Source organism: Pseudomonas sp. NFACC37-1, assembly GCF_900101575.1.
Lineage (GTDB): Bacteria > Pseudomonadota > Gammaproteobacteria > Pseudomonadales > Pseudomonadaceae > Aquipseudomonas > Aquipseudomonas fluorescens_AA.
In genome coordinates this window covers 1-21,337 of the sequence record NZ_FMUZ01000028.1, presented here as the reverse complement: position 1 = coordinate 21,337, position 21,337 = coordinate 1, and the positions used below count along the sequence as shown (strand labels likewise).

The 21,337-nt window shown below is 60.8% G+C and carries 22 protein-coding genes, 2 tRNA genes and 1 pseudogene; 17 read left to right on the top strand and 8 right to left on the bottom strand.

Translation table 11 applies throughout. The features are described from left to right. Nucleotides 1-31: 31 nt before the first annotated feature. The 7 genes from BLP82_RS23145 to BLP82_RS23110 form a co-directional block, all read right to left on the bottom strand. Complete coding sequence (locus BLP82_RS23145; protein WP_092173374.1) at nucleotides 32-778, bottom strand: substrate-binding periplasmic protein; 747 nt, start codon at nucleotides 776-778, stop codon at nucleotides 32-34. A gap of 63 nt (nucleotides 779-841) precedes the next feature. After that, the gene (gene hisF / locus BLP82_RS23140; protein ID WP_003196830.1) at nucleotides 842-1,612 is read right to left on the bottom strand and encodes an imidazole glycerol phosphate synthase subunit HisF; all 771 of its coding nucleotides are present in this window, start codon (nucleotides 1,610-1,612) and stop codon (nucleotides 842-844) included. Nucleotides 1,613-1,621: 9 nt separating this feature from the next. Next, nucleotides 1,622-2,359 carry a 1-(5-phosphoribosyl)-5-[(5-phosphoribosylamino)methylideneamino]imidazole-4-carboxamide isomerase gene (hisA, locus tag BLP82_RS23135; RefSeq protein WP_060739613.1) on the bottom strand — a complete coding sequence of 246 codons (738 nt, stop codon included), beginning with the start codon at nucleotides 2,357-2,359 and terminating at the stop codon, nucleotides 1,622-1,624. Between the two features lie 90 nt (nucleotides 2,360-2,449). Beyond that, nucleotides 2,450-2,707 (bottom strand): DUF2164 domain-containing protein, encoded by a 258-nt coding sequence (locus BLP82_RS23130; RefSeq protein WP_038436384.1) that lies wholly within the window; start codon nucleotides 2,705-2,707, stop codon nucleotides 2,450-2,452. Further along, nucleotides 2,707-3,345, bottom strand: coding sequence for an imidazole glycerol phosphate synthase subunit HisH (hisH, locus tag BLP82_RS23125; protein ID WP_092173371.1), 639 nt, complete (start codon nucleotides 3,343-3,345; stop codon nucleotides 2,707-2,709). Before hisH ends, BLP82_RS23130 begins: the two co-directional genes overlap by 1 nt. Continuing rightward, complete coding sequence (hisB, locus tag BLP82_RS23120; RefSeq protein WP_003186751.1) at nucleotides 3,345-3,938, bottom strand: imidazoleglycerol-phosphate dehydratase HisB; 594 nt, start codon at nucleotides 3,936-3,938, stop codon at nucleotides 3,345-3,347. Before hisB ends, hisH begins: the two co-directional genes overlap by 1 nt. A gap of 293 nt (nucleotides 3,939-4,231) precedes the next feature. Then, on the bottom strand, nucleotides 4,232-5,893 hold the full coding sequence (locus BLP82_RS23110; protein ID WP_060739614.1) for an OFA family MFS transporter: 1,662 nt from the start codon (nucleotides 5,891-5,893) through the stop codon (nucleotides 4,232-4,234). Nucleotides 5,894-6,399: 506 nt separating this feature from the next. Here BLP82_RS23110 and BLP82_RS23100 point away from each other — a divergent pair. The 9 genes and pseudogenes from BLP82_RS23100 to BLP82_RS23060 all read left to right on the top strand — a co-directional run bounded on the left by BLP82_RS23100 (nucleotide 6,400) and on the right by BLP82_RS23060 (nucleotide 14,674). Then, on the top strand, nucleotides 6,400-8,625 hold the full coding sequence (locus BLP82_RS23100) for an AsmA family protein (RefSeq protein WP_092173365.1): 2,226 nt from the start codon (nucleotides 6,400-6,402) through the stop codon (nucleotides 8,623-8,625). Beyond that, nucleotides 8,622-9,689, top strand: coding sequence for an A/G-specific adenine glycosylase (gene mutY, locus BLP82_RS23095; protein WP_072409095.1), 1,068 nt, complete (start codon nucleotides 8,622-8,624; stop codon nucleotides 9,687-9,689). Before BLP82_RS23100 ends, mutY begins: the two co-directional genes overlap by 4 nt. Next, a complete protein-coding gene (locus BLP82_RS23090) occupies nucleotides 9,686-9,958 on the top strand; it encodes an oxidative damage protection protein (RefSeq protein ID WP_060739617.1) in 273 nt (90 codons plus the stop codon). Before mutY ends, BLP82_RS23090 begins: the two co-directional genes overlap by 4 nt. A 102-nt stretch (nucleotides 9,959-10,060) precedes the next feature. Further along, nucleotides 10,061-10,136 (top strand) — tRNA-Phe (locus tag BLP82_RS23085). A 177-nt stretch (nucleotides 10,137-10,313) separates the two neighbouring features. After that, on the top strand, nucleotides 10,314-10,721 hold the full coding sequence (locus BLP82_RS23080) for a hypothetical protein (RefSeq protein WP_092173362.1): 408 nt from the start codon (nucleotides 10,314-10,316) through the stop codon (nucleotides 10,719-10,721). Nucleotides 10,722-10,978: 257 nt separating this feature from the next. Beyond that, a pseudogene (locus tag BLP82_RS23075) lies at nucleotides 10,979-11,251 on the top strand (PDDEXK nuclease domain-containing protein); the annotation flags it as partial. A gap of 99 nt (nucleotides 11,252-11,350) precedes the next feature. Further along, on the top strand, nucleotides 11,351-11,956 hold the full coding sequence (locus tag BLP82_RS23070) for a biliverdin-producing heme oxygenase (RefSeq protein WP_092173359.1): 606 nt from the start codon (nucleotides 11,351-11,353) through the stop codon (nucleotides 11,954-11,956). After that, complete coding sequence (locus tag BLP82_RS23065) at nucleotides 11,953-14,187, top strand: ATP-binding protein (protein ID WP_092173356.1); 2,235 nt, start codon at nucleotides 11,953-11,955, stop codon at nucleotides 14,185-14,187. Before BLP82_RS23070 ends, BLP82_RS23065 begins: the two co-directional genes overlap by 4 nt. Nucleotides 14,188-14,227: 40 nt before the next feature. After that, complete coding sequence (locus BLP82_RS23060) at nucleotides 14,228-14,674, top strand: hypothetical protein (protein ID WP_092173353.1); 447 nt, start codon at nucleotides 14,228-14,230, stop codon at nucleotides 14,672-14,674. Nucleotides 14,675-14,683: 9 nt separating this feature from the next. On the opposite strand, the gene BLP82_RS23055 is transcribed toward BLP82_RS23060, so the two are convergent. Further along, the gene (locus tag BLP82_RS23055) at nucleotides 14,684-15,133 is read right to left on the bottom strand and encodes a hypothetical protein (RefSeq protein ID WP_092173350.1); all 450 of its coding nucleotides are present in this window, start codon (nucleotides 15,131-15,133) and stop codon (nucleotides 14,684-14,686) included. 174 nt (nucleotides 15,134-15,307) lie between these two features. Here BLP82_RS23055 and vapB point away from each other — a divergent pair, with 174 nt between their 5' ends. The 8 genes from vapB (at nucleotide 15,308) to BLP82_RS23015 (ending at nucleotide 21,337) form a co-directional block, all read left to right on the top strand. Continuing rightward, nucleotides 15,308-15,529: a type II toxin-antitoxin system VapB family antitoxin gene (vapB, locus tag BLP82_RS23050; protein ID WP_092173460.1), complete on the top strand. Its 222-nt coding sequence runs from the start codon at nucleotides 15,308-15,310 to the stop codon at nucleotides 15,527-15,529. 285 nt (nucleotides 15,530-15,814) lie between these two features. Beyond that, a complete protein-coding gene (locus BLP82_RS23045) occupies nucleotides 15,815-16,588 on the top strand; it encodes an ABC transporter ATP-binding protein (protein WP_014336086.1) in 774 nt (257 codons plus the stop codon). 13 nt (nucleotides 16,589-16,601) lie between these two features. Beyond that, nucleotides 16,602-17,357, top strand: a complete 756-nt coding sequence (locus BLP82_RS23040) for an ABC transporter substrate-binding protein (RefSeq protein WP_060739627.1) — start codon at nucleotides 16,602-16,604, stop codon at nucleotides 17,355-17,357. 78 nt (nucleotides 17,358-17,435) lie between these two features. Next, nucleotides 17,436-18,131: an ABC transporter permease gene (locus tag BLP82_RS23035; RefSeq protein ID WP_092173347.1), complete on the top strand. Its 696-nt coding sequence runs from the start codon at nucleotides 17,436-17,438 to the stop codon at nucleotides 18,129-18,131. Beyond that, nucleotides 18,128-18,817 (top strand): ABC transporter permease, encoded by a 690-nt coding sequence (locus tag BLP82_RS23030; protein ID WP_060739629.1) that lies wholly within the window; start codon nucleotides 18,128-18,130, stop codon nucleotides 18,815-18,817. The genes BLP82_RS23035 and BLP82_RS23030 overlap by 4 nt, the downstream gene beginning before the upstream one ends. After that, nucleotides 18,798-20,030 carry a methyltransferase gene (locus tag BLP82_RS23025; protein WP_092173343.1) on the top strand — a complete coding sequence of 411 codons (1,233 nt, stop codon included), beginning with the start codon at nucleotides 18,798-18,800 and terminating at the stop codon, nucleotides 20,028-20,030. Before BLP82_RS23030 ends, BLP82_RS23025 begins: the two co-directional genes overlap by 20 nt. Before the next feature lie 331 nt (nucleotides 20,031-20,361). Then, nucleotides 20,362-21,186 carry an FkbM family methyltransferase gene (locus BLP82_RS23020; protein ID WP_092173340.1) on the top strand — a complete coding sequence of 275 codons (825 nt, stop codon included), beginning with the start codon at nucleotides 20,362-20,364 and terminating at the stop codon, nucleotides 21,184-21,186. A 75-nt stretch (nucleotides 21,187-21,261) separates the two neighbouring features. Then, a tRNA-Thr gene (locus tag BLP82_RS23015) sits at nucleotides 21,262-21,337 on the top strand.

The following is a 21,337-nucleotide window of genomic DNA, read 5'->3' as shown; positions in this document are numbered from 1 at the left end:
CAAGCTCGCTCCCACAGGTTTGTTCCAGCGGTCAGAGATACCGCGCCATGATCACGTCCACAGCCCCTTCCTTGCGGAGCTCATCCAAGGCCGCCTGAAGCCGGGCGACCACGTCATCGGGCACGTCCTTGTTCAAGGCCAGGTACAACTCGGCACTGTTGAAACGCAGCACGGTCTTGAGATCGGTCACCCCTTCCTGGCGCGCCAGGTAACGCCCGGCCGGGTCCCCGGTGGCCCACAGGTCGATCTGGCCGTTGACCAGTTTCCTGGCGTTGTCCTGGTCCCGCAACACGACAATCGGCTTCAGCCCTTGCTTGGCCAATGTCTCGGCAATTGCGTCGCCCTTGTAGGCACCGATCTTGTATTGACGCGCCTGCTCCAGCGAGTCGAGAGTGATCTTGCTGTCGGCCTTGGCGAGCATGATCCAGTCGTCCGGACCGATGGGGCCGACCCATTTGAAAAGCTTCTCACGCTCCGGCAACCGCGCCATGACAAACACACCGTAACCCGGATTTTCCAGGGCGAGTTTGTAGATGCGCTCCCAGGGGAAACGTAGCGTCAGGCTGTAGGAGATATCGGCGCGTTTGAATATTTCACGGACGATGTCCACGGCGATGCCATGAATGTTCTCGTCCTGGGCGAAGTTCTTGCCATTCTTGGCCATGTTGTACGGCGGGAAGTTTTCCGTCAGCAACACCAGCGATGTATCAGCGGCGCGGACAGTGCCTGCGAGCAGCAACGTGGCACCGGCAAAGGCAAGAACGAGGCGTTTGAGCATGTCGGGCTACCGCAATCCATGGTGTGCCCAAGAGTGCCTTGGGCCCGCCATGGTGTCCAGCGGTCAGCGAATGCAGATACCGCGATGGGCCATATAGGCCTTGGCTTCCGGCACGGTGTATTCGCCAAAGTGGAAAATGCTCGCCGCCAGCACCGCACTGGCATGACCTTCCAGGATGCCGTCGGCCAGGTGCTGCAGGTTGCCGACACCGCCGGACGCGATCACCGGAATGCCCAGGGCATCGCTGATGGCGCGGGTGACGCCCAGGTCGAAACCGTTTTTCATGCCGTCCTGGTCCATGCTGGTCAGCAGGATTTCACCGGCGCCCAGGCCTTCCATCTTCTTCGCCCACTCGACGGCGTCCAGGCCCGTGGGCTTGCGACCGCCGTGGGTGAAGATTTCCCAACGCGGGGTTTCGCCCGGGCCGGAGACCTTCTTCGCATCGATAGCCACGACGATGCACTGCGAGCCGAAGTGCTGGGCCGCTTCGCCGACGAACTCCGGGTTGAACACTGCCGCGGTGTTGATCGACACTTTGTCCGCACCGGCATTGAGCAGGTTGCGGATGTCCTGCACGGTGCGCACGCCACCGCCCACGGTCAGCGGGATGAACACCTGGCTGGCCATGCGCTCGACGGTATGCAGCGTGGTATCGCGGCCATCGACGCTGGCCGTGATGTCGAGGAAGGTGATCTCGTCCGCACCCTGTTCGTCGTAGCGACGGGCGATTTCCACCGGGTCGCCGGCGTCACGGATATTCTCGAACTTCACACCCTTGACCACCCGGCCGTTATCCACGTCCAGGCAAGGGATGATGCGTTTGGCCAGCGCCATGGTGAGTCCTCAGCCTTTGTAGGAATCGCAGAAGGCCTGGGCCTCGGCGACGTCCAGGGTGCCTTCGTAGATCGCGCGACCGGTGATCGCGCCGATGATGCCCGGCGCCTTGGCGTCGAGCAGTGCCTTGATGTCACCCAGGTTGTGGATGCCACCGGAGGCGATCACCGGAATCTTGGTGGCGGCAGCCAGGGCGGCGGTGAACGGGACATTGCAGCCCTGCATCATGCCGTCTTTGGCGATGTCGGTGTAGACGATGGCAGACACGCCGTCGGCTTCGAAACGCTTGGCCAGGTCGATCACCTGCACGGTGCTGACTTCAGCCCAGCCGTCGGTGGCGACAAAGCCGTCCTTGGCGTCGAGGCCAACGATGACCTTGCCCGGGAACGCGCGGCACGCTTCGGCAACGAACTCGGGCTCCTTCACCGCCTTCGTGCCGATGATCACGTAGCTCACGCCAGCCTTGACGTAGTGCTCGATGGTTTCCAGCGAGCGAATGCCGCCGCCGATCTGGATCGGCAGGTTCGGATAGCGCTTGGCAATGGCCGTGACCACCTCGCCATTGACCGGCTGCCCTTCGAAGGCGCCATTGAGGTCGACCAGATGCAGGCGACGGCAGCCGCCCTCCACCCACTTGGCGGCCATGCTCACCGGGTCATCGGAAAACACCGTGGAGTCTTCCATGCGGCCCTGACGCAGACGTACGCAAGCGCCGTCCTTGAGATCGATAGCGGGGATAATGAGCATGCTTTTCCTTCGTCAAAGAGCTGCAAGCTGCAAGCTATAAGCTGCAGGCAGGCACGCGTTTCAATTCTTGCAGCTTGTGGCTTGAAGCTTTCAGCTGCTTTTTTCTAAAGCCCACAAGTCGCTTTCAATGCTTTCGAACCTTTCTTTAAGGTGCGTCTGCACATCGAAAATCGCCCTGTTGTAATAGTGCGGCGCAATTTCGCGGGTAAACAGGTCAAGAATTTCCGCCGCTTCGAACGAACCCAGGTCCAGTTCGAAACGCTCCTCCATGAACCGCTGGATCTTGCGGTTCGCTTCACTCTCCTGCTCGGGCGTGAGGGTGAGGATCGGCGGTTTCTTGCGGGCCATTACCAGCGCCCGTCCCACGCCGCGAAGTTCTGCAACAGTTGCAGGCCATGGGTATGGCTCTTCTCCGGGTGGAACTGCACGGCGAAGCGCGAACCATCGGCCAGGGCCGCGGCGAAATCGACGCCATAGTGACCGCTGCCCACCACCTGCCGCGCATTGCCGGCGGCGATGTAGTAGCTGTGCACAAAGTAGAAGCGCGCCAGGTCCGGAATGTTGTGCCACAGCGGGTGATCCACCGCCTGCTTCACTTCGTTCCAGCCCATGTGCGGGACCTTCAAGTGCTCGCCGTCTTCATGCAGGCCCTTGCCAAAGAACTTCACCTGGCCCGGGAACAGCGAGATGCAATCGACACCATCGTTCTCTTCGCTGCGATCGAGCAAGGCCTGCATGCCCACGCAGATGCCGAGGAACGGACGATCCTGGCTGACTTCGTGCACCAGCTTGTCGAAGCCCAGCCGACGAATCTCGGCCATGCAATCACGAATCGCGCCGACGCCGGGGAACACCACCCGGTCGGCTTCGCGAATCACGTCGGCATCGCTGGTGATCAGCACCTTGCCGGCGCCCACGTGCTCGAGGGCCTTGGCCACCGAGTGCAGGTTGCCCATGCCGTAGTCGATAACCGCGACCGTCTGCATTACAGGACGCCCTTGGTGGAAGGCATCTGGCCGGCCATGCGGTCATCGAGCTCCACGGCCATGCGCAGCGCGCGGCCGAAAGCCTTGAACACGGTTTCGATCTGGTGGTGGGTGTTGTGCCCGCGCAGGTTGTCGATGTGCAGGGTCACGTTGGCGTGGTTGACGAAGCCCTGGAAGAATTCCTGGAACAGGTCGACGTCGAAGCCGCCGACGGTGGCACGGGTATACGGCACGTGCATCTGCAGGCCCGGGCGGCCGGAGAAGTCGATGACCACCCGCGACAGCGCTTCATCGAGCGGCACGTAGGCATGGCCGTAGCGACGGATGCCCTTCTTGTCGCCGATGGCTTTGGTAAAGGCCTGGCCCAGGGTGATACCCACGTCTTCCACCGTATGGTGGTCGTCGATATGCAGGTCGCCCTTGCTGACGATGTCCAGGTCGATCAGCCCGTGACGGGCGATCTGGTCCAGCATGTGCTCAAGAAAAGGCACGCCGATATCAAACCGGGCCTTTCCGGTGCCATCCAGGTTGATCGAGGCTTTGATCTGGGTTTCCAGAGTGTCGCGCTCGACAGACGCCTTACGTTCGGCCATCACCAGCTCCGCAAAATCATTGGGCGAAAAAGGCAGCCATTATAGGGGCGCGAGCGGCAAACAGAAACACAAGAGGTGACATCACTGACGGGCTGAATCCCGGGCTGTCGGTGATAGACATGTCCATACAAGTCATGGACGCAAATTTTGCCATCACCCAAAAACAAATGTGGGAGCGGGCTTGCCCGCGAAAGCGGTGTATCAGCCAACATCATCGTTAACTGACAGACCGCCTTCGCGAGCAAGCCCGCTCCCACAAGGGTTGCCCTGTCCTGTTGGTCAGGGCAACGGTCTTAGCGGAACAGCACCGCCGTCTTCTGCAGGGTCACCCACACACCCCACGCCAACGGAATGCCCACCACCAGCCAGGCGGCGATCGCCAGGGGCTTGGTGCCCGGCGCAGCTTTCCACTCCAGCGACGTGCTGCTGTCGGCGCCCTTGTCATGCCCCAGCGCCTGTTCGGCGGCCAGTTCGGCGTCGGTCATGAAGTACTTGTCGGCGACCGGACGGACCATCAGGTTGCAGAGGAAGCCCAGCACCAGCAGGCCGGCGAGGATGTACAAGGTGATGTCATAGGCCGCGGCGCGTTCAACGCCGATGCTCAATTGATATTCACGCAGGTAGTTCACCAGCACCGGACCCAGCACGCCCGCCGCAGCCCAGGCGGTCAGCAGGCGACCGTGGATCGCGCCAACCATTTGCGTACCGAACAGGTCCGCCAGGTAGGCCGGCACGGTGGCGAAACCGCCGCCGTACATCGACAGGATGATGCAGAACGCCGCCACGAACAGCGCGACGCTGCCCAGGTGCCCCAGGTTCGGGATCAGCGCGTACAGGGCAAAGCCCAGGGCGAAGAACACGAAATAGGTGTTTTTACGACCCAGGTAATCCGAGAAGGACGCCCAGAAGAACCGACCGCCGATGTTGAACAAGCTCAACAGACCGGTGAAGCCGGCCGCGATGGCCGCGATCTGGCCCAGTTGCGTAGCGTCCAGCTGGCCGAACGGCAGGTCGTTGCCGAGCAACTTGCCACCGAACACTTCCTGCAACAGAGGCGAAGCCATGCCCAGGATGCCGATACCGGCCGATACGTTCAGGCACAGCACCAGCCATACCAGACGGAATTGCGGGGTTTTCCAGGCCACGTTCACGTGGACATGGCGATGGGTGATCATCGCGTTCGCGGCTTTCTTCGGCGCCGGGGTCCAGCCTTCAGGCTTCCAGCCGGTCGGCGGTACGCGGTACGACAAGGCGCCACCAATCATGAACACGAAGTAGATCGCGGCCATGACCAGGAAGCTCTGCCATACGCCCACGCCCGTTGGCGAAGCGAAATGGTTCATCAGCGCCGCGGCCAGTGGAGCACCGACCATCGCGCCACCGCCGAAGCCCATGATCGCCATGCCGGTCGCCATGCCGCGCTTGTCCGGGAACCACTTGATCAGGGTCGACACCGGGGAGATATAGCCCAGGCCCAGGCCGATACCACCGATCACCCCGGAACCGACCCACATCAGCCAGATCTGATGGGTATAGATACCCAACGCGGAAATCAGCAGGCCACCGCACCAGCACAAGGCCGATACAACGCCGGCCTTGCGTGGCCCGGCGTGTTCCAGCCAGCCACCCCAGATGGCTGCCGAGCAACCCAGGAAGATGAAGAACAGGGTGTAGATCCAGCCGAGCATCGAGATCGGCCAGTCACATTGGGACGAAAAGACTTGCGAGATGAAGCTCATATCCGGTGCACAGGCCACAGGCTTGGTGACACCCAAGGCCTTGGACAGTGGCAGCCAGAACACCGAAAAGCCATAGGCCATGCCGATGCACAGGTGAATGGCCAGTGCGGCCGGTGGAACCAGCCACCGGTTGAAACCGGGCTTGGCGATGATGCGCTCCTTGGAGAGGAACGCAGGCTGGTCGGCGACGCCGCCCGCCGTGATGCTCGTGCTCATTGTGTATCCCCCAGTTATTGGAATGGTCCGTCAGCCACGCGTCACCCTCAGCCTTCATTGCACGCAGGCATGGCTGTATTTTCTGGTGAAGCTCCATAGTGTGCGACATCAAGTCGCAGAAGGACGGACGAACGGGCAAAGGTTACCATTTGCTCGTGGCAGAAAAACCAAAGTGATATCACCTTTTTCGTGCCATCTGTCTTATCGCACGTTCGCTCGCTTTCTGTAGGGGGCTAACGATTTATTTTTTCAGGAATTTTCATGCTCGTCGTTGTCTAGCTCATTACCGACGCCAACTGTCAGGGCCAACAGGACCTGCGGGAAATCTACCGGGATGCCCCGGACTGGCTGTTCGAACCGTTTCGCGATGCCAGGCATGGGCGGTCAAGCGCGCTCCCACACTGGATCTGCGGACGGGACTTATAACGAGCACCTAACGCACCACCACTAATCCACAGCGTTATACTCCCGGCTAAATTTTGAACTCAACCTACAAGGATTCGCCCATGAAAGCGTTCGGCAAAATCCTGGGTCTGGTACTTCTCGGGCTGTTGCTGATCATCGTGGCCCTGGGCTTTGCCCTGACCCACCTGTTCGATCCCAACGACTACAAAGAAGAGATCCGCCAGATAGCCCGCGACAAGGCCCACATCGAGCTGACCCTCAATGGCGATATCGGCTGGAGCCTGTTTCCATGGCTGGGTCTGGAATTGCACGATGCCAGCGTCGCGACCCTGGCCAATCCGACCCAACCTTTCGCCGACCTGCAGATGCTCGGCCTTTCGGTCCGGGTGATCCCGCTGCTGCGCCGGGAAGTGCAGATGAGCGATGTGCGCGTCGAGGGCCTGAACCTGCGGCTCAACCGCGACAAGAATGGTCACGGCAACTGGGAAGACATCGGCAAGGCACCAGCCTCGGCGACGGCGGCGAACACCCCGGCGCCAGCCGAGCAACCGGCACCGCCCGCCAACACCCCGACGGAAAAACCTGCCCAGCCGACCCGCCTGGACATCGACAGCCTGACCGTGAACAACGCCCGGGTCGAATACACCGACGAGCAGACCGGCAAGCTGTACACCGCCGAGAGCATCCAACTGAGCACCGGCCCGGTCCACGACTCCACCAACATCCCGGTCACCCTGACCGCTTTCTTGTCCAGCAACCAGCCGGCCCTACGCGTACGCACCGAAGTGACGGGTGAGCTGCGCTTCGAGCGTGCCCTGCAGCGCTACAAGTTCGAAGACCTGAAACTGTCCGGCGAAGCCACGGGCGACCCTCTGCAGGGCAAGACCCTGAATTTCGCCGCCCAAGGCCAGCTATTCCTGGACAAGGCGGCAAACGTCGCCGAATGGACCGGCATCAAGCTTTCGCTCAACCAACTGCGTGCCCTGGGTGAACTGAAGGTCAACGACCTCGACAAGACTCCGCAATTGAATGGCGGGGTGTCGATCGCCCAGTTCGATCTGGCTAAATTCGTCGACAGCGTCGGCCAGACACTTCCGGCCATGGCCGAAGGCAGCCTGAGCAAGGTCGAGCTGGCCAGCCGCATTGCCGGCACGCCCACCAGCGTCGAACTCAACGACATCAACCTGAAGCTCGACGACAGCACCTTCAGCGGTCGTATCGCCGTGGAAGATTTTGCCAAGCAGGCCCTGCGCGTGCAGCTCAAGGCCGACACGTTCAATGTCGACCGCTACCTGCCGCCAAAATCCGCCGAAGCCGACAGCTCCAAGGCGGCCCGTGAGGCCGAAGTCAGCAACACCGAAGCCAGCGCCATGGCCGGTGTCGGCAACTCACCGCTGCCGAGCGCGCCGACCCAGGGCGCCTGGAGCAATGATCGGCTGTTTCCGGTGGAACGCCTGAGCAAGCTGGACCTCGATGCCGACCTGACCTTCGGGCAACTGACCCTGGATAAACTGCCGATCCAGAACGCCGCGCTCAAGGCCACCGGCCTGGGCGGCCTGCTGACCCTGGAGAACCTGCGGGGCGATCTGTACAGCGGCAACTTCGAAACCAAGGGCACCCTGGATGTGCGCCAACCGACCCCACTGTTGAGCCTGCAAACCCGTATCAACCGGGTCCCTGCCGAGAAAATCATCGAAAGCCAGGGCAAGAATCCGCCGGTCAAAGGCCTGGTCACCGTCAACAGTGCGATCACCGCCACCGGTAATAGCCAGAAGGCCCTGATCGACAGCCTCAACGGCAACGCCGGGTTCGTCATCAACGATGGTGTGCTGCTCAATGCCAACCTCGAACAGCAATTGTGCAAAGGCATCGCCACCCTCAATCGCAAGTCCCTCAGCGGCGAACCCCGGGGCAAGGACACGCCGTTCCAGCAACTCAACGGCAACCTCACCTTCAACAACGGCGTTGCCCACAACCCGGACCTGAAAGTCCGCATCCCCGGCATGACCGTCAACGGCAACGGCGATATCGACCTGCGGGTGCTGGGCATGGATTACCGCGTCGGCGTCATTGTCGAAGGCGACAAGAGCGACATGCCCGACCCGGCCTGCCAGGTCAACGAGCGCTACGTCGACATCGAATGGCCGTTGCGCTGCCGTGGTCCACTGGAGCTGGGGGCGAAGGCCTGCCGCCTGGACAACGACGGGCTGGGCAAGGTCGCGGCGAAACTGGCCGGCGACCGCCTCGGCGACAAGATCGAGGAGAAGCTGGGCGACAAGGTCAGTCCCGAGCTGAAAGACGCGCTCAAGGGGCTGTTCAAGCGATGAGAGCCGAGCAGTTTTCCACCGCGGTACTGGACTGGTTCGACCGCCACGGGCGCCACGATTTGCCTTGGCAGCAAGACATCACTCCCTATCGGGTGTGGGTCTCGGAAATCATGTTGCAGCAGACCCAGGTCAGTACCGTGCTCAACTACTTCGACCGGTTCATGGCCTCGCTGCCCACCGTTCAAGCCCTGGCCGCCGCGCCGGAGGACGAAGTGCTGCACCTGTGGACCGGGCTGGGTTATTACACCCGTGCGCGCAACTTGCAGAAAACCGCGAAAATCGTCGTCGAGCAGTACGGCGGCGAATTCCCCCGGGACGTGGAAAAACTCACCGAGTTGCCGGGGATCGGCCTGTCCACCGCCGGCGCCATCGCCAGCATCAGCATGGGCCTGCGAGCGCCGATCCTCGATGGCAACGTCAAGCGGGTGCTGGCGCGCTTCACCGCCCAGGAAGGCTACCCGGGCGAACCCAAGGTGGCGAAACAGCTGTGGGCCACCGCCGAGCGCTTCACGCCGCAAGACCGGGTCAACGCCTACACCCAGGCGATGATGGACCTGGGCGCGACACTCTGTACCCGCAGCAAACCCAGTTGCCTGCTCTGCCCACTGAAACAGGGCTGCGAGGCCCACATGCTGGGCCTGGAAACCCGCTACCCGATTCCCAAGCCTCGTAAAGAGGTGCCCAAAAAGCGCACCTTGATGCCGATGCTGGCCAACCACGAAGGCGCGATCCTGCTTTACCGTCGCCCTTCCACCGGACTATGGGGCGGGCTGTGGAGCCTGCCGGAACTCGACGACCTCGACGACCTGCAACACCTGGCCCTGCAACACTCGCTGGAACTGGGCAGCCAACACGAAATGCCAGGCCTGGTGCACACCTTCAGCCACTTCCAGTTGGCGATCGAACCCTGGCTGGTCCGGGTCCGGGAAACCGGCCATCACGTGGCCGAGGCCGACTGGCTCTGGTATAACCTCGCCACCCCGCCGCGCCTGGGCCTTGCCGCCCCGGTCAAAACCTTGCTCGAACGCGCGGCCGCCGTAATGAACGCAGGAGAGTTGCAATGACCCGCACCATCATGTGCCGCAAGTACAAAGAACAACTGGAAGGCCTGGAACGTGCGCCGTTCCCGGGTGCCAAGGGCCAGGACATCTACGACAATGTTTCGGCCAAGGCCTGGGCCGACTGGCAAAAACACCAGACCCTGCTGATCAATGAAAAACGCCTGAACATGATGAACGCCGAAGATCGCAAATACCTTCAAGGCGAGATGGACAAGTACTTTTCCGGCGAAGATTACGCCAAGGCCGAAGGCTACGTACCGCCATCCGAATAAGCTGCTCGGCGCGGGGGCGGATCGTAAGCGACGGTAATAGTTAAATATTTTTTGAAAACTTGCTTGACGCCCCCCTGAAAAACCCGTTTAATGCGCCCCGTTGCCCAGATAGCTCAGTCGGTAGAGCAGGGGATTGAAAATCCCCGTGTCGGCGGTTCGATTCCGTCTCTGGGCACCAAATACCGAAAACCCCGATCAAGCAATTGATCGGGGTTTTTTATTGCCCGGGGTTTCCTTCCTCCGCCTCATCGATCCTCCGCCTCATCGGGGGCTACGCTCTTCGTCGTGGATTGAGATTCGAAGCGTCGGCGTTGAGGCTGTAGGATAGATGGCCTTATCCATCAGGAATCCGACCATGTCATCGGCGAACAAACAGCACAAGCGCAGCCAGCGCGCCAAGGCGAAAGCCAAGCAGAACCGCACTCGGCGGACTGCTGCGCCGAACGATTTCCTGGACCCGAACGACGAGCGCATCGATCTGGAAACCGTGGACCTGACGGAACTGTTCCAACTCATGAGTGCCGCCGAAAAGGTCAGCCAGAAGGCGATGTGCGAAGCCTTCCTGGCCCACCCTCTGCTGGCGCTGGTGCTGGAACAGGAAGGTGAGGAAGAAGCGACCGACTTCATCATTACCGCATTGATCGAATACCGCCGTCTGACCACGGGCGTGGATGAGCAGACCGCGCTGGACTGGGTGGAAAGCAAGCAATTCCAGGCCGATTATGTGGCTGCGTCCCAGGCGCTGACGCAAGGCCAGGAGTGACTATCAGGCCGGGGCCACGATGGATGACGCCCTGCGGGGAGAGCTCCTACGAACCAAGGTCAACCAACATGGGGCGGCGTCATACCCGTCCTGCGTCAATCCACTATTTTTCCTCCCAAGCAATCAGCCCCGTCCGGCATCATCGAAACATCGCTTGATGCATCCTTGCAGTCCGCCCCTCTCAATGGTTGGACACTGCGATGACGCCACTGCTGCCCCAAGATGACCCTCAGCTCGCCCCCTTGATCAACGAACTCGGCGAGCTGAGCCATCAGGACATCGGGCAGATGGACATGTATGTGCGCCTCTACGACGACCTCAAGCGCGGCCCCGATGACAAACCCACCGCTGGCATCATTCTGTGCGCTCAGAAAGACGAATCGGTGGTGCGTTACTCCGTATTGCAGGGCAATGAGCAATTGTTCGCCAGTCAATACAAGCTGGTGCTCCCCTCGGAAGAAGAGCTGTGCAATGAGCTGAATCGCGAACGAGCGCGACTCGGCGAGCAGCAAGCAGGCTCAGCGACTTGAGGAAATGAGGGCCGACACCCGATGACTGCACACCCAAAAACCCATGTAAGATTTATGCGTTTTTTTCAGCAACGCTCCAGCCAAAGAACTCTATCCTGCATGTCATCGGCCGCACCCTACCCTTCTCTGATCCAGGCATTGCGGACCGAAACCGCTGAACTGCATATCGCCTTGGAAAAACGCCTGCCGTTTTTCTCCGAACAGCTGGACTTCGATCTGTATCGGCGCCTGATGGCGGCCTACTACGGTTTCTATCAACCGTTGGAACAACGTCTTCATGTACTTGCATTGACGCCGACCGGGCTGGACCAATCCCTACGGATCAAACTTCCGGTGCTGCGAGCGGATCTCACGGCACTGGGCCTGGAAGCAGCCACTATCGACGCGCTGCCCACCTGCCAGGCGTTGCCGCTGATCGACTCCCGTGCCGCCGCACTCGGCGTGTCCTATGTGCTGGAAGGTGCAACGCTCGGGGGGCAGATCCTGCGGCGCAGGGTGGCCGAGAAGCTGGGGCTGGACGCCGCTAGCGGAGCGGCCTTCCTCAATGTGTATGGCGAACTCACTGGCCGACGCTGGAAGGATTTCCTCCAATACCTGGACGACAGGAACCTTGGCGAGGCCCAGGTGTTCGAAGTCACACGCGCCGCAAAGGCGACGTTCTCCCATTTTGAGCACTGGCTGGACAGCCAAAAGGTATTGTTATGAACACGGAAAACCAGGAAGCCTTCGAAGAACTGCTGGCCAATTGCGCAGACGAACCGATTCGCTTTCCCGGGACCATCCAGCCTCATGGCGTGTTGCTGATGCTGTCCGAGCCCGATTTCGTGATCCGTCAGGTCAGCGCCAACGTGTTGCAGTTGATGGCGCAGGATCCCCACAGGCTCCTGGGCCAGACACTCAACGCACTGTTGGGGCTGGAACAGGCCGAGGCGATCCTCATCGCCTGTCGCGCCGCCCCGGAAAGCGACAACGTGCCCGTGGCCATTGTCGTGAACCAACAACGCTTCGACGCCCTGGTGCATCGCCACCAGGGCGCCCTGATCGTCGAATTGGAACAGCACCTGAGCGACTATCGCCCCGAAGGGGTCAGCGGCGAGGCGAACATGGGCCGCATGTTGCAACGCCTGCAAAGTGCGAAAACCCTCCAGGCCCTATACGAAATCAGCGTGCGGGAAATCCAGGCCATGACCGGTTACGACCGGGTGCTGATCTATCGCTTCGAGGAAGAAGGCCACGGCCAAGTGATTGCCGAGGCCAGCGCACCGTCGATGGAGCTCTACAAGGGCCTGTTTTTCCCGGCGTCGGATATTCCCGAACAGGCTCGCGAGCTGTATCGCATCAACTGGCTGCGGATCATCCCCAACGCCGACTACACGCCAGTGCCGCTGGTTCCGGAGTTGCGGCCCGACACCCAGGCGCCTCTGGACCTGAGTTTTGCCACACTGCGCAGCGTCTCGCCGATCCACCGCCAGTACATGAAAAACATGGGCGTGCTGTCGTCCATGAGCATCTCGTTGATGGAAGGCGAACGCTTGTGGGGGCTGATCAGTTGCGGCAATCGCCAGCCGCTGCTGGTGCCCCATGAAATGCGCATGGCCTGCCAGACAATCGGCCAGGTGCTGTCATTGCAGATCAGCGCCATGCAAGCCCTGGAGCTGACTCGGCAACGGGACGCCAAGCTGGAAGACCTCAAGGTCCTCGCCGCGGTGATGGCCGAGTCCAGCGATAACGTCTTCGATGGCCTGTCCCACGAGCCGCAACGCCTCATGGAGCTGACCGGCGCCAGTGGCGTCGCGATTTTCGAGGACAACAAACTGCACCGTCATGGCCGGTGTCCGGAACCGGAGCAGATCCGCGAGTTGCACAAATGGATCCTGGAAACCGGCAAGCCGGTGTTCTCTCACCACAACCTGAGCAGCGTCTTCGCACCTGCCCAGGCTTATCAGGACGTGGCGAGCGGCGTACTGGCGATCCACTTGCCCAAGCCTGTGGAAAACGGCGTGCTGTGGTTCCGCCCCGAGGTCAAGCAAACCCTCCAATGGAGCGGCGACCCACAAAAACCCCTGGACCTGGAAAACAGCGAGACCGGTCTGCGCCTGCGACCCCGGACGTCTTTCGAAATCTGGAAAGTCGAAATGGCCGGTATCAGTACCAAATGGAGCCATGGCGATCTGTTCGCCGCCAACGACTTGCGGCGCTCGGCCTTGGAAAACGACCTGGCCCGCCAGGTGCGCAAGGAGCGCCTGGCCGTGCAGGCCCGCGATGAACTGGTGGCCGTGGTGTCTCATGACCTGCGCAGCCCGATGACGGTCATTTCCATGCTCTGCGGCATGATGCAAAAGGCCTTCAGCTCCGACGGTTCCCACAGCTCCAAGCGCATCGCCTCAGCCATCGACACCATGCAACAGGCTACCAGCCGCATGAATGCCCTGTTGGAGGACCTGCTCGATACCTCGCGCATCGACGCCGGGCGCTACACCATCAATCCCCAGCCGATGGACGTCAGCCAGATCTTCGAAGACGCCTGCTCACTACTGACTCCGCTGGCCGCTGCCAAGGCCATCGACATCTCCTTCAATGCCGAACCGAACCTGAGGATCAATGCCGATCCCGAGCGGCTGTTCCAGGTGCTGTCCAACCTGATCGGCAACGCCATCAAGTTCACACCGCAGCAGGGCTCCGTGGGGATCAGTGCGATGTCGGTCGGTAATGAGATCGTGTTCAGCGTCCGCGACACCGGTGAAGGGATTGCGCCAGATCAGCTGCCTCATGTTTTCGAGCGCTACTGGACGACCAAGGAGGGCAACCCGAACGGCACCGGGCTGGGGTTGTACATTTCCAAGGGGATTGTCCAGGCCCATGGCGGTAAACTGCATGCCGAAAGCCAGCCAGGCCAGGGCAGCGAATTCCGCTTTACCGTGCCGAAAATCGACTGAGCCGGGCACCGCCCCCTAACGAATTGGAAACCGAAGCCCAATGGCCTCACTGAACAAACAGCAAAAACGCGCCAAGCGCGCCAAAGACAAAGCCAAGCAAATCCGCATGAGCGGGCGCAAATCGATCCCAATGTATGGCGATCCGGCCCACGCCACTGCCCAGCCACCAGTCTACGTGCTGGAACTGTTCGCCAAGCTGCGCGAAGCCGAGGCCGTCAGCCGCAGTGAAATGCTCGATACGCTGCTTACATCCCTGAGCGAGATGATCGTCGAACGCCCAGGCCTGCTCGACTTGAAAAACGCTGAAAACGAAAGCATGGCGGCGACCAACCTGGCCGCCGACATGCTGGTGGACTATCGCATGTGGGTCGATGACATGGACCGCGAGACCGCCCAGCGCTGGCTCAGCACACCGGAGTTCATCAAGGATTTCAGCGAAGCATTGGACCGTTATCGCCAGTCGATGGAAGCACCCGCCAGCGAATAAGCCGCTCGGCTACTCGTCACCGTTCCAATGGAACACCAGGTTGCGCGCGGCCCCGCTGCCTACCTCAGCAGTGTCGCGTCGCGCCTCCCCGTTGCGCGTCGCCACCACGTTGTACTTGCCCGGCGGCAATTGCACATAAACCAGCGGCCCCGCATCGCTGAGCGTCAACAATGTTTGTCCCGACGCGCTCTGCACGGTCACGTCCACATCCGGGACGTATTTGTTTTCCGGGCCGATCGCGAACGTCATGTGCAGGTTGTAGCCATGGGCCTGCCCGATGGCCCGGGCTTCGTCCTCGCCGATACCGCCGGACAGATAGGTGATGCCGTTCTGTTGCTGTGGCTGGACCTGCACGCCGGCACTGTCTACCGGGGCCAGGTTCGTGGCGTTGAGCATGATGGGGAACAACAGCGCGCCGAACAGAAGGAAGGGCAGCAAAAAGTAATGGTTATGCTTCATGGCGAGGACTCCAAGTACTGGAAACAGCTCATGAGTTCTCTTTTGATTTTGATTACGCGGCAAGGTTTAGATCTATTGGCTATGAACGGAATCAGAAAACCATTCATCGCAACACCTATATCCCATTGCCCATATCCTGCGTGCTTCAGTCTGAAATTTCCGGGAGGACTGCCCATGGAACAAACCACCCTTTTCATGAGTAATCGCAGCCAGGCCGTTCGGCTACCAAAAGCAGTTGCGATGCCAAACGATGTAAAACGTGTAGACGTAATTGCCATAGGAAGAACACGCGTCATCACACCAGCCGGCGAAGCGTGGGATAGCTGGTTCGATGGAGACTCCGTGACAGCAGATTTTATGACAGAACGTGAACAGCCTGCCGATCAGGAGCGCTAGCCCTTCACACGCTCATCCGGTTAACCCTTCCAACCCCCGCCCAAAGCTGGCACCATCGCGCCTTTTTTCACGCGACTCCCCGGGCTTTTCACCGGTAGACAGGGTTCAAACGGCCGTTCGGTTGTTGATGGCGCGACAGACTGCTGTGCCGATGCGACAACCTGTCACACATCCCCGGTTTACCAGCCAAAGCGCTGTTGGCTGTCATTCGGACGCATGCTAGCTTGGCCGCCTCGCCAAGGAAGGCAGCCAACAGCAAGGGAGCACACACCATGAGGACCGCACATGGCCCAGGCCACGCCCGCGCTTGAAATCCGCAACCTGCACAAACGCTACGGACAGCTGGAGGTGCTCAAAGGCGTCTCGCTGACCGCCCGCGACGGCGATGTGATCTCGATCCTCGGATCCTCCGGGTCCGGCAAGTCCACGTTCCTGCGCTGCATCAACCTGCTGGAAAATCCCAACCAGGGCCAGATCCTGGTGGCCGGCGAAGAGCTCAAGCTCAAGGCCGCGAAAAACGGTGAACTGGTGGCCGCCGACGGCAAACAGATCAACCGCCTGCGTAGCGAGATCGGTTTTGTGTTTCAGAACTTCAACCTTTGGCCGCACATGAGCGTGCTCGATAACATCATCGAAGCCCCGCGCCGGGTGCTCGGCCAAAGCAAGGCCGAAGCCGTCGAAGTGGCCGAAGCGCTGCTGGCCAAGGTCGGCATCGCCGACAAGCGCCACGCCTACCCGGCCGAACTGTCGGGCGGCCAGCAGCAACGCGCCGCCATCGCCCGCACCCTGGCAATGCAGCCCAAGGTGATTCTGTTCGACGAACCCACCTCCGCTCTTGACCCGGAAATGGTCCAGGAAGTACTTAGTGTGATCCGCGCCCTGGCCGAAGAAGGACGCACCATGCTGCTGGTCACCCATGAAATGGGCTTCGCCCGTCAGGTTTCCAGCGAAGTCGTGTTCCTTCATCAAGGCCTGGTCGAGGAGCAAGGATCGCCACAGCAGGTCTTCGAGAACCCGCTTTCGGCGCGCTGCAAACAATTCATGTCCAGCAACCGCTAACGGAGCAGTACAGATGCAGACCTACAAGAAATTCCTCCTGGCAGCAGCCGTCAGCCTGGTGTTCTCGGCCAACGCCATGGCGGCCGATAAACTGAAGATGGGCATCGAAGCGGCCTATCCGCCGTTCAACAACAAGGACGCCAGCGGCCAGGTCGTGGGGTTCGATAAAGACATCGGCGACGCCCTGTGCGCCAAGATGAAAGTCGAGTGCGAAGTCGTCACCTCCGATTGGGACGGCATCATCCCGGCCCTGAACGCCAAGAAATTCGACTTCCTGATTTCCTCGCTGTCGATCACCGAGGAACGCAAGCAGGCGGTGGATTTCACCGACCCGTACTACTCCAACAAACTGCAGTTCATCGCGCCGAAAAGCGCCGAGTTCAAGACCGATAAGGACTCGCTCAAAGGCAAGGTCATCGGCGCACAACGGGCGACCCTGGCCGGCACCTGGCTGGAAGACGAACTAGGTAGCGACATCACCACCAAGCTCTACGACACGCAGGAAAACGCTTATCTGGACCTGACCTCTGGCCGCGTCGATGCGATCCTGGCGGACAAATACGTCAACTATGACTGGCTGAAAACCGAGGCCGGCCGCGCCTACGAATTCAAGGGCGACCCGGTGGTGGAAAGCGACAAGATCGGCATCGCCGTGCGCAAGGGCGACAACGAGTTGCGCAACAAACTGAACGCCGCCCTCAAGGAAATTGTCGCCGACGGCACCTACAAGAAAATCAACGACAAGTACTTTCCGTTCAACATCTATTGATGCTGACGTACCCGGCCGACGCTGCCACACCGCAGCGCCGGCCCTTAGCAAAGCCTGCCGCGATATGAACACACACCCATGATGATCGATCTCCACGGATTCGGCCCGGCGCTCGCCGCTGGCGCACTGATGACCGTCAAACTGGCACTCTCGGCCCTGTGCCTGGGGCTGGTGCTCGGCCTGCTCGGCGCCTTGGCCAAGACCTCGCCGTACAAGCCATTGCAATGGCTTGGCGGCACTTACTCGACACTGGTTCGTGGCATTCCGGAATTGCTCTGGGTGCTGTTGATCTACTTCGGTACCGTCAACCTGATGCGTGCGCTGGGCGAGTACCTGGGCATGCCTGACCTTGCCCTCAACGCCTTCGCCGCCGGTGTCATTGCCCTGGGCCTGTGCTTTGGCGCCTACGCCACGGAAGTGTTTCGCGGCGCGATCCTGGCGATTCCCAAGGGCCACCGTGAGGCCGGCGTCGCCCTGGGCCTGTCGAAGTGGCGGATCTTCACCCGACTGATCATGCCGCAGATGTGGCGCATCGCCCTGCCGGGCCTGGGTAACCTGTTCATGATCCTGATGAAGGACACCGCGCTGGTCTCGGTGATCGGCCTGGAAGAAATCATGCGCCACGCACAGATTGGCGTGACCGTGTCCAAGCAACCGTTCACCTTCTATATGGTCGCAGCGTTCATGTACCTGGGGCTGACGGTGCTCGCCATGATCGGCATGCACCTGCTGGAACGACGCGCCGCCCGTGGATTTACCAGGAGCACCCAATGAACTGGGACGTCATCATCAAGTGGCTGCCGAAGCTGGCCCAGGGCGCGACACTGACCCTGGAGCTGGTGGCCATCGCCGTGATCGCCGGGCTGCTGCTGGCGATTCCGCTGGGCATCGCCCGCTCTTCGCGCCTGTGGCAGGTGCGGGCATTGCCCTACGCCTACATCTTCTTTTTCCGTGGCACGCCGCTGTTGGTCCAGCTGTTTTTGGTCTACTACGGCCTGGCGCAGTTCGACGCCGTGCGCAGCAGCGCGCTGTGGCCGTACCTGCGGGACCCGTTCTGGTGCGCCACGGTCACCATGACCTTGCACACCGCCGCCTACATCGCCGAGATCCTGCGCGGCGCGATCCAGGCCATCCCAAAGGGCGAGATCGAAGCCGCACGGGCCCTGGGCATGTCACGGCCCAAGGCATTGTTCTACATCATGCTGCCCCGCGCGGCGCGCATCGGCCTGCCGGCCTACAGCAACGAAGTGATCCTGATGCTCAAGGCCAGCGCCCTGGCGAGCACCGTGACCCTGCTGGAACTCACCGGCATGGCCCGCACCATCATTGCCCGGACCTACCTGCCGGTGGAGATCTTCTTCGCGGCCGGCATGTTCTACCTGCTGATGTCCTTCCTGTTGGTGCAAGGCTTCAAGCAGTTGGAGCGCTGGTTGCGCGTCGATGCCTGCCAAGGGCGCTGACAGCGGCGTGCTGACGGGCGAGGCATTGCTCGCCCGCTTCACGGCGCTGGACGTTTTTCTCACAGCGCACCAGGCGCTGTGGAAACCACGTCCGTTCACCCACCTGCAGTTGCCTTGGGAAACGTCCCACCCGGAATTGGCACGATGGCTACGCCAGCGTTCGCTGGAAGCGGCGGAAAATGATCATCATCAGCCATGGTTGATGGAAGACGCACCCGCGCCGTTCCCGGAATTGGCCGCTATCTCCCGCACATTGAGCGCTCTCGCAGAATTGCCTGCCAGCACACTCGAAGCGCCAAGCCATCGCCTGAACGTCGACGTACCCGGGCGCAAATGGCAGCAGATCGAAGCCTTCGCCAGCCGACTGCGCTTCACCACCCAACCGACCCACTGGCTCGATTGGTGTGCCGGCAAAGGTCACCTCGGTCGACGTCTGCTGCACGGTGAACAGCAACTGACTTGCCTGGAATACGACCCCGCACTGGTCGCCAGCGGCCAACAACTGAGCCAGCGCCATCACCTGCCCGCCACGCACCTGCAACAAGACGTGCTAGCGGCGAACGCCGCCCAGGCGCTCCACCCCGAACACACCCCCGTAGCCCTGCACGCCTGTGGCGATCTGCATGTGCGCTTGATGCAACTGGCCAGCGCCGCTGGCTGTGCACAACTGGCTATCGCACCGTGCTGTTACAACCGCGTCAACACCGAGCGCTATCAAGCGCTGTCCGACGCCGCAAAGGGCTCCGCCCTACAGCTGTCGCTCGACGATCTCAGCCTGCCGCTGACCGAAACCGTCACCGCTGGCGCACGTGTCAGAAGACAACGGGACCACTCCATGGCCTGGCGCCTGGGCTTCGACTTGCTGCAACGGCAAATCAGAGAGTGCAACGACTACTTGCCCACGCCGTCACTGCCCAGCGCATGGCTGGAAAAATCCTTCGCTCAGTACTGCACCGATCTGGCAGCCCTGAAAGACTTATCCATAGTCGGCACGCCTGATTGGGTCGCCCTGGAAGCAGCAGGCCATCAGCGCTTGGCCGAAGTGCGCAACCTGGAGTTGTTGCGAGGTCTTTTCCGACGACCGCTGGAGCTTTGGCTGGTGCTGGACCGGGCGCTTTTCCTCACGCAAAAAGGCTACGACGTTCGCCTCGGCACCTTCTGCGAAACCCCATTGACGCCGCGCAATCTGCTGTTGCTGGCAGAGCGTTACTGAGGCGAAACAGCCTGTGGATAACTCTGTTGATGAAATAAACCCGGATCCAAGAAATCCGTGATTTCCTGACCCAATCAACATTGGTCATTTTTTGTTCATATGGATAAAAAACCATGAAAACAGGCATTTGCGACGAAACGCGAAAGCCGTCACAAAATTGCAAGATGCCTTGCGCCTCATCGCGCCCGTTGTGCATAAGCGTCCAAGCAAAACGACATAACCGCCGAATTCAGTACCGCCCCGCGCCAATAATTGCGTCCTCCGCGCCCGTGCTATACAACAGCCCCACGTATCGTGATTGACACAATGCCGACACACTCAAGGACTGGCCGTGACGTTCATTTCCTACGCACAAAACTTCGAAGACATACGTCTGTGGCGCGCCCTTCAATCGGTGGAAAACGGCTTTTACGTCGACGTCGGCGCCAACCATCCGACAGATGATTCAGTCACCCGAGCGTTTTACGACCGCGGCTGGCGTGGCATCAACATCGAACCGGTGCCGGCCTACTACGACGCCCTCTGTCAACAACGCCCCCACGACACCAACCTGCAATGCGTGGCCGGTGAAAACGCCGAAAGCCTGACCTTCTACACCATCGCCGACACGGGCCTGTCCACGGTAGAAGCCAGCGTCGCCCAACAACATCGCGACGCTGGCATGGACGTGCGCAACCAGACCGTCCAATCCCGCACCCTGGCCTCCATCTGCGAACAATACGCCCAGGACCGCCCCATCCACTTCCTGAAAATCGACGTCGAAGGCCACGAAGAAACCGTGCTGCGCGGCATGGACTTCAGCCGCTGGCGCCCCTGGATCATCCTCATCGAAACCCCATGGGCCCGCGACCAGACCTGGGAACACTTGGTCACCAACGCCGGCTACCAATCCATCCTGTTCGACGGCATCAACACCTACTACCTCGCCGAAGAACACCTGGCCCTCAAACCCGCCTTCGACATCCCACCGTGCAACCTCGACGGCTTCCAGCTCTGCAAAGGCCACAAATTCAGCCACCCCATCGATGACACCGACCAACAACTCAACGCCGCCCTGCGCCGCGCCGAACAGGCCGAAGCCCAACTCCACGCCATCCAAAACAGCCGCACCTGGCGAGCCCTGAACAAACTGCGCAACCTGCTTCACCGCGCCTAAGCCGGACCTGCGCAAAAATAGTCAGAATTCAGGGGTTTACAGAACGCACCCAATCGCTATAATCGTCGCCCACACGCCGGTATAGCTCAGTTGGTAGAGCAACTGACTTGTAATCAGTAGGTCCCGGGTTCGACTCCTGGTGCCGGCACCA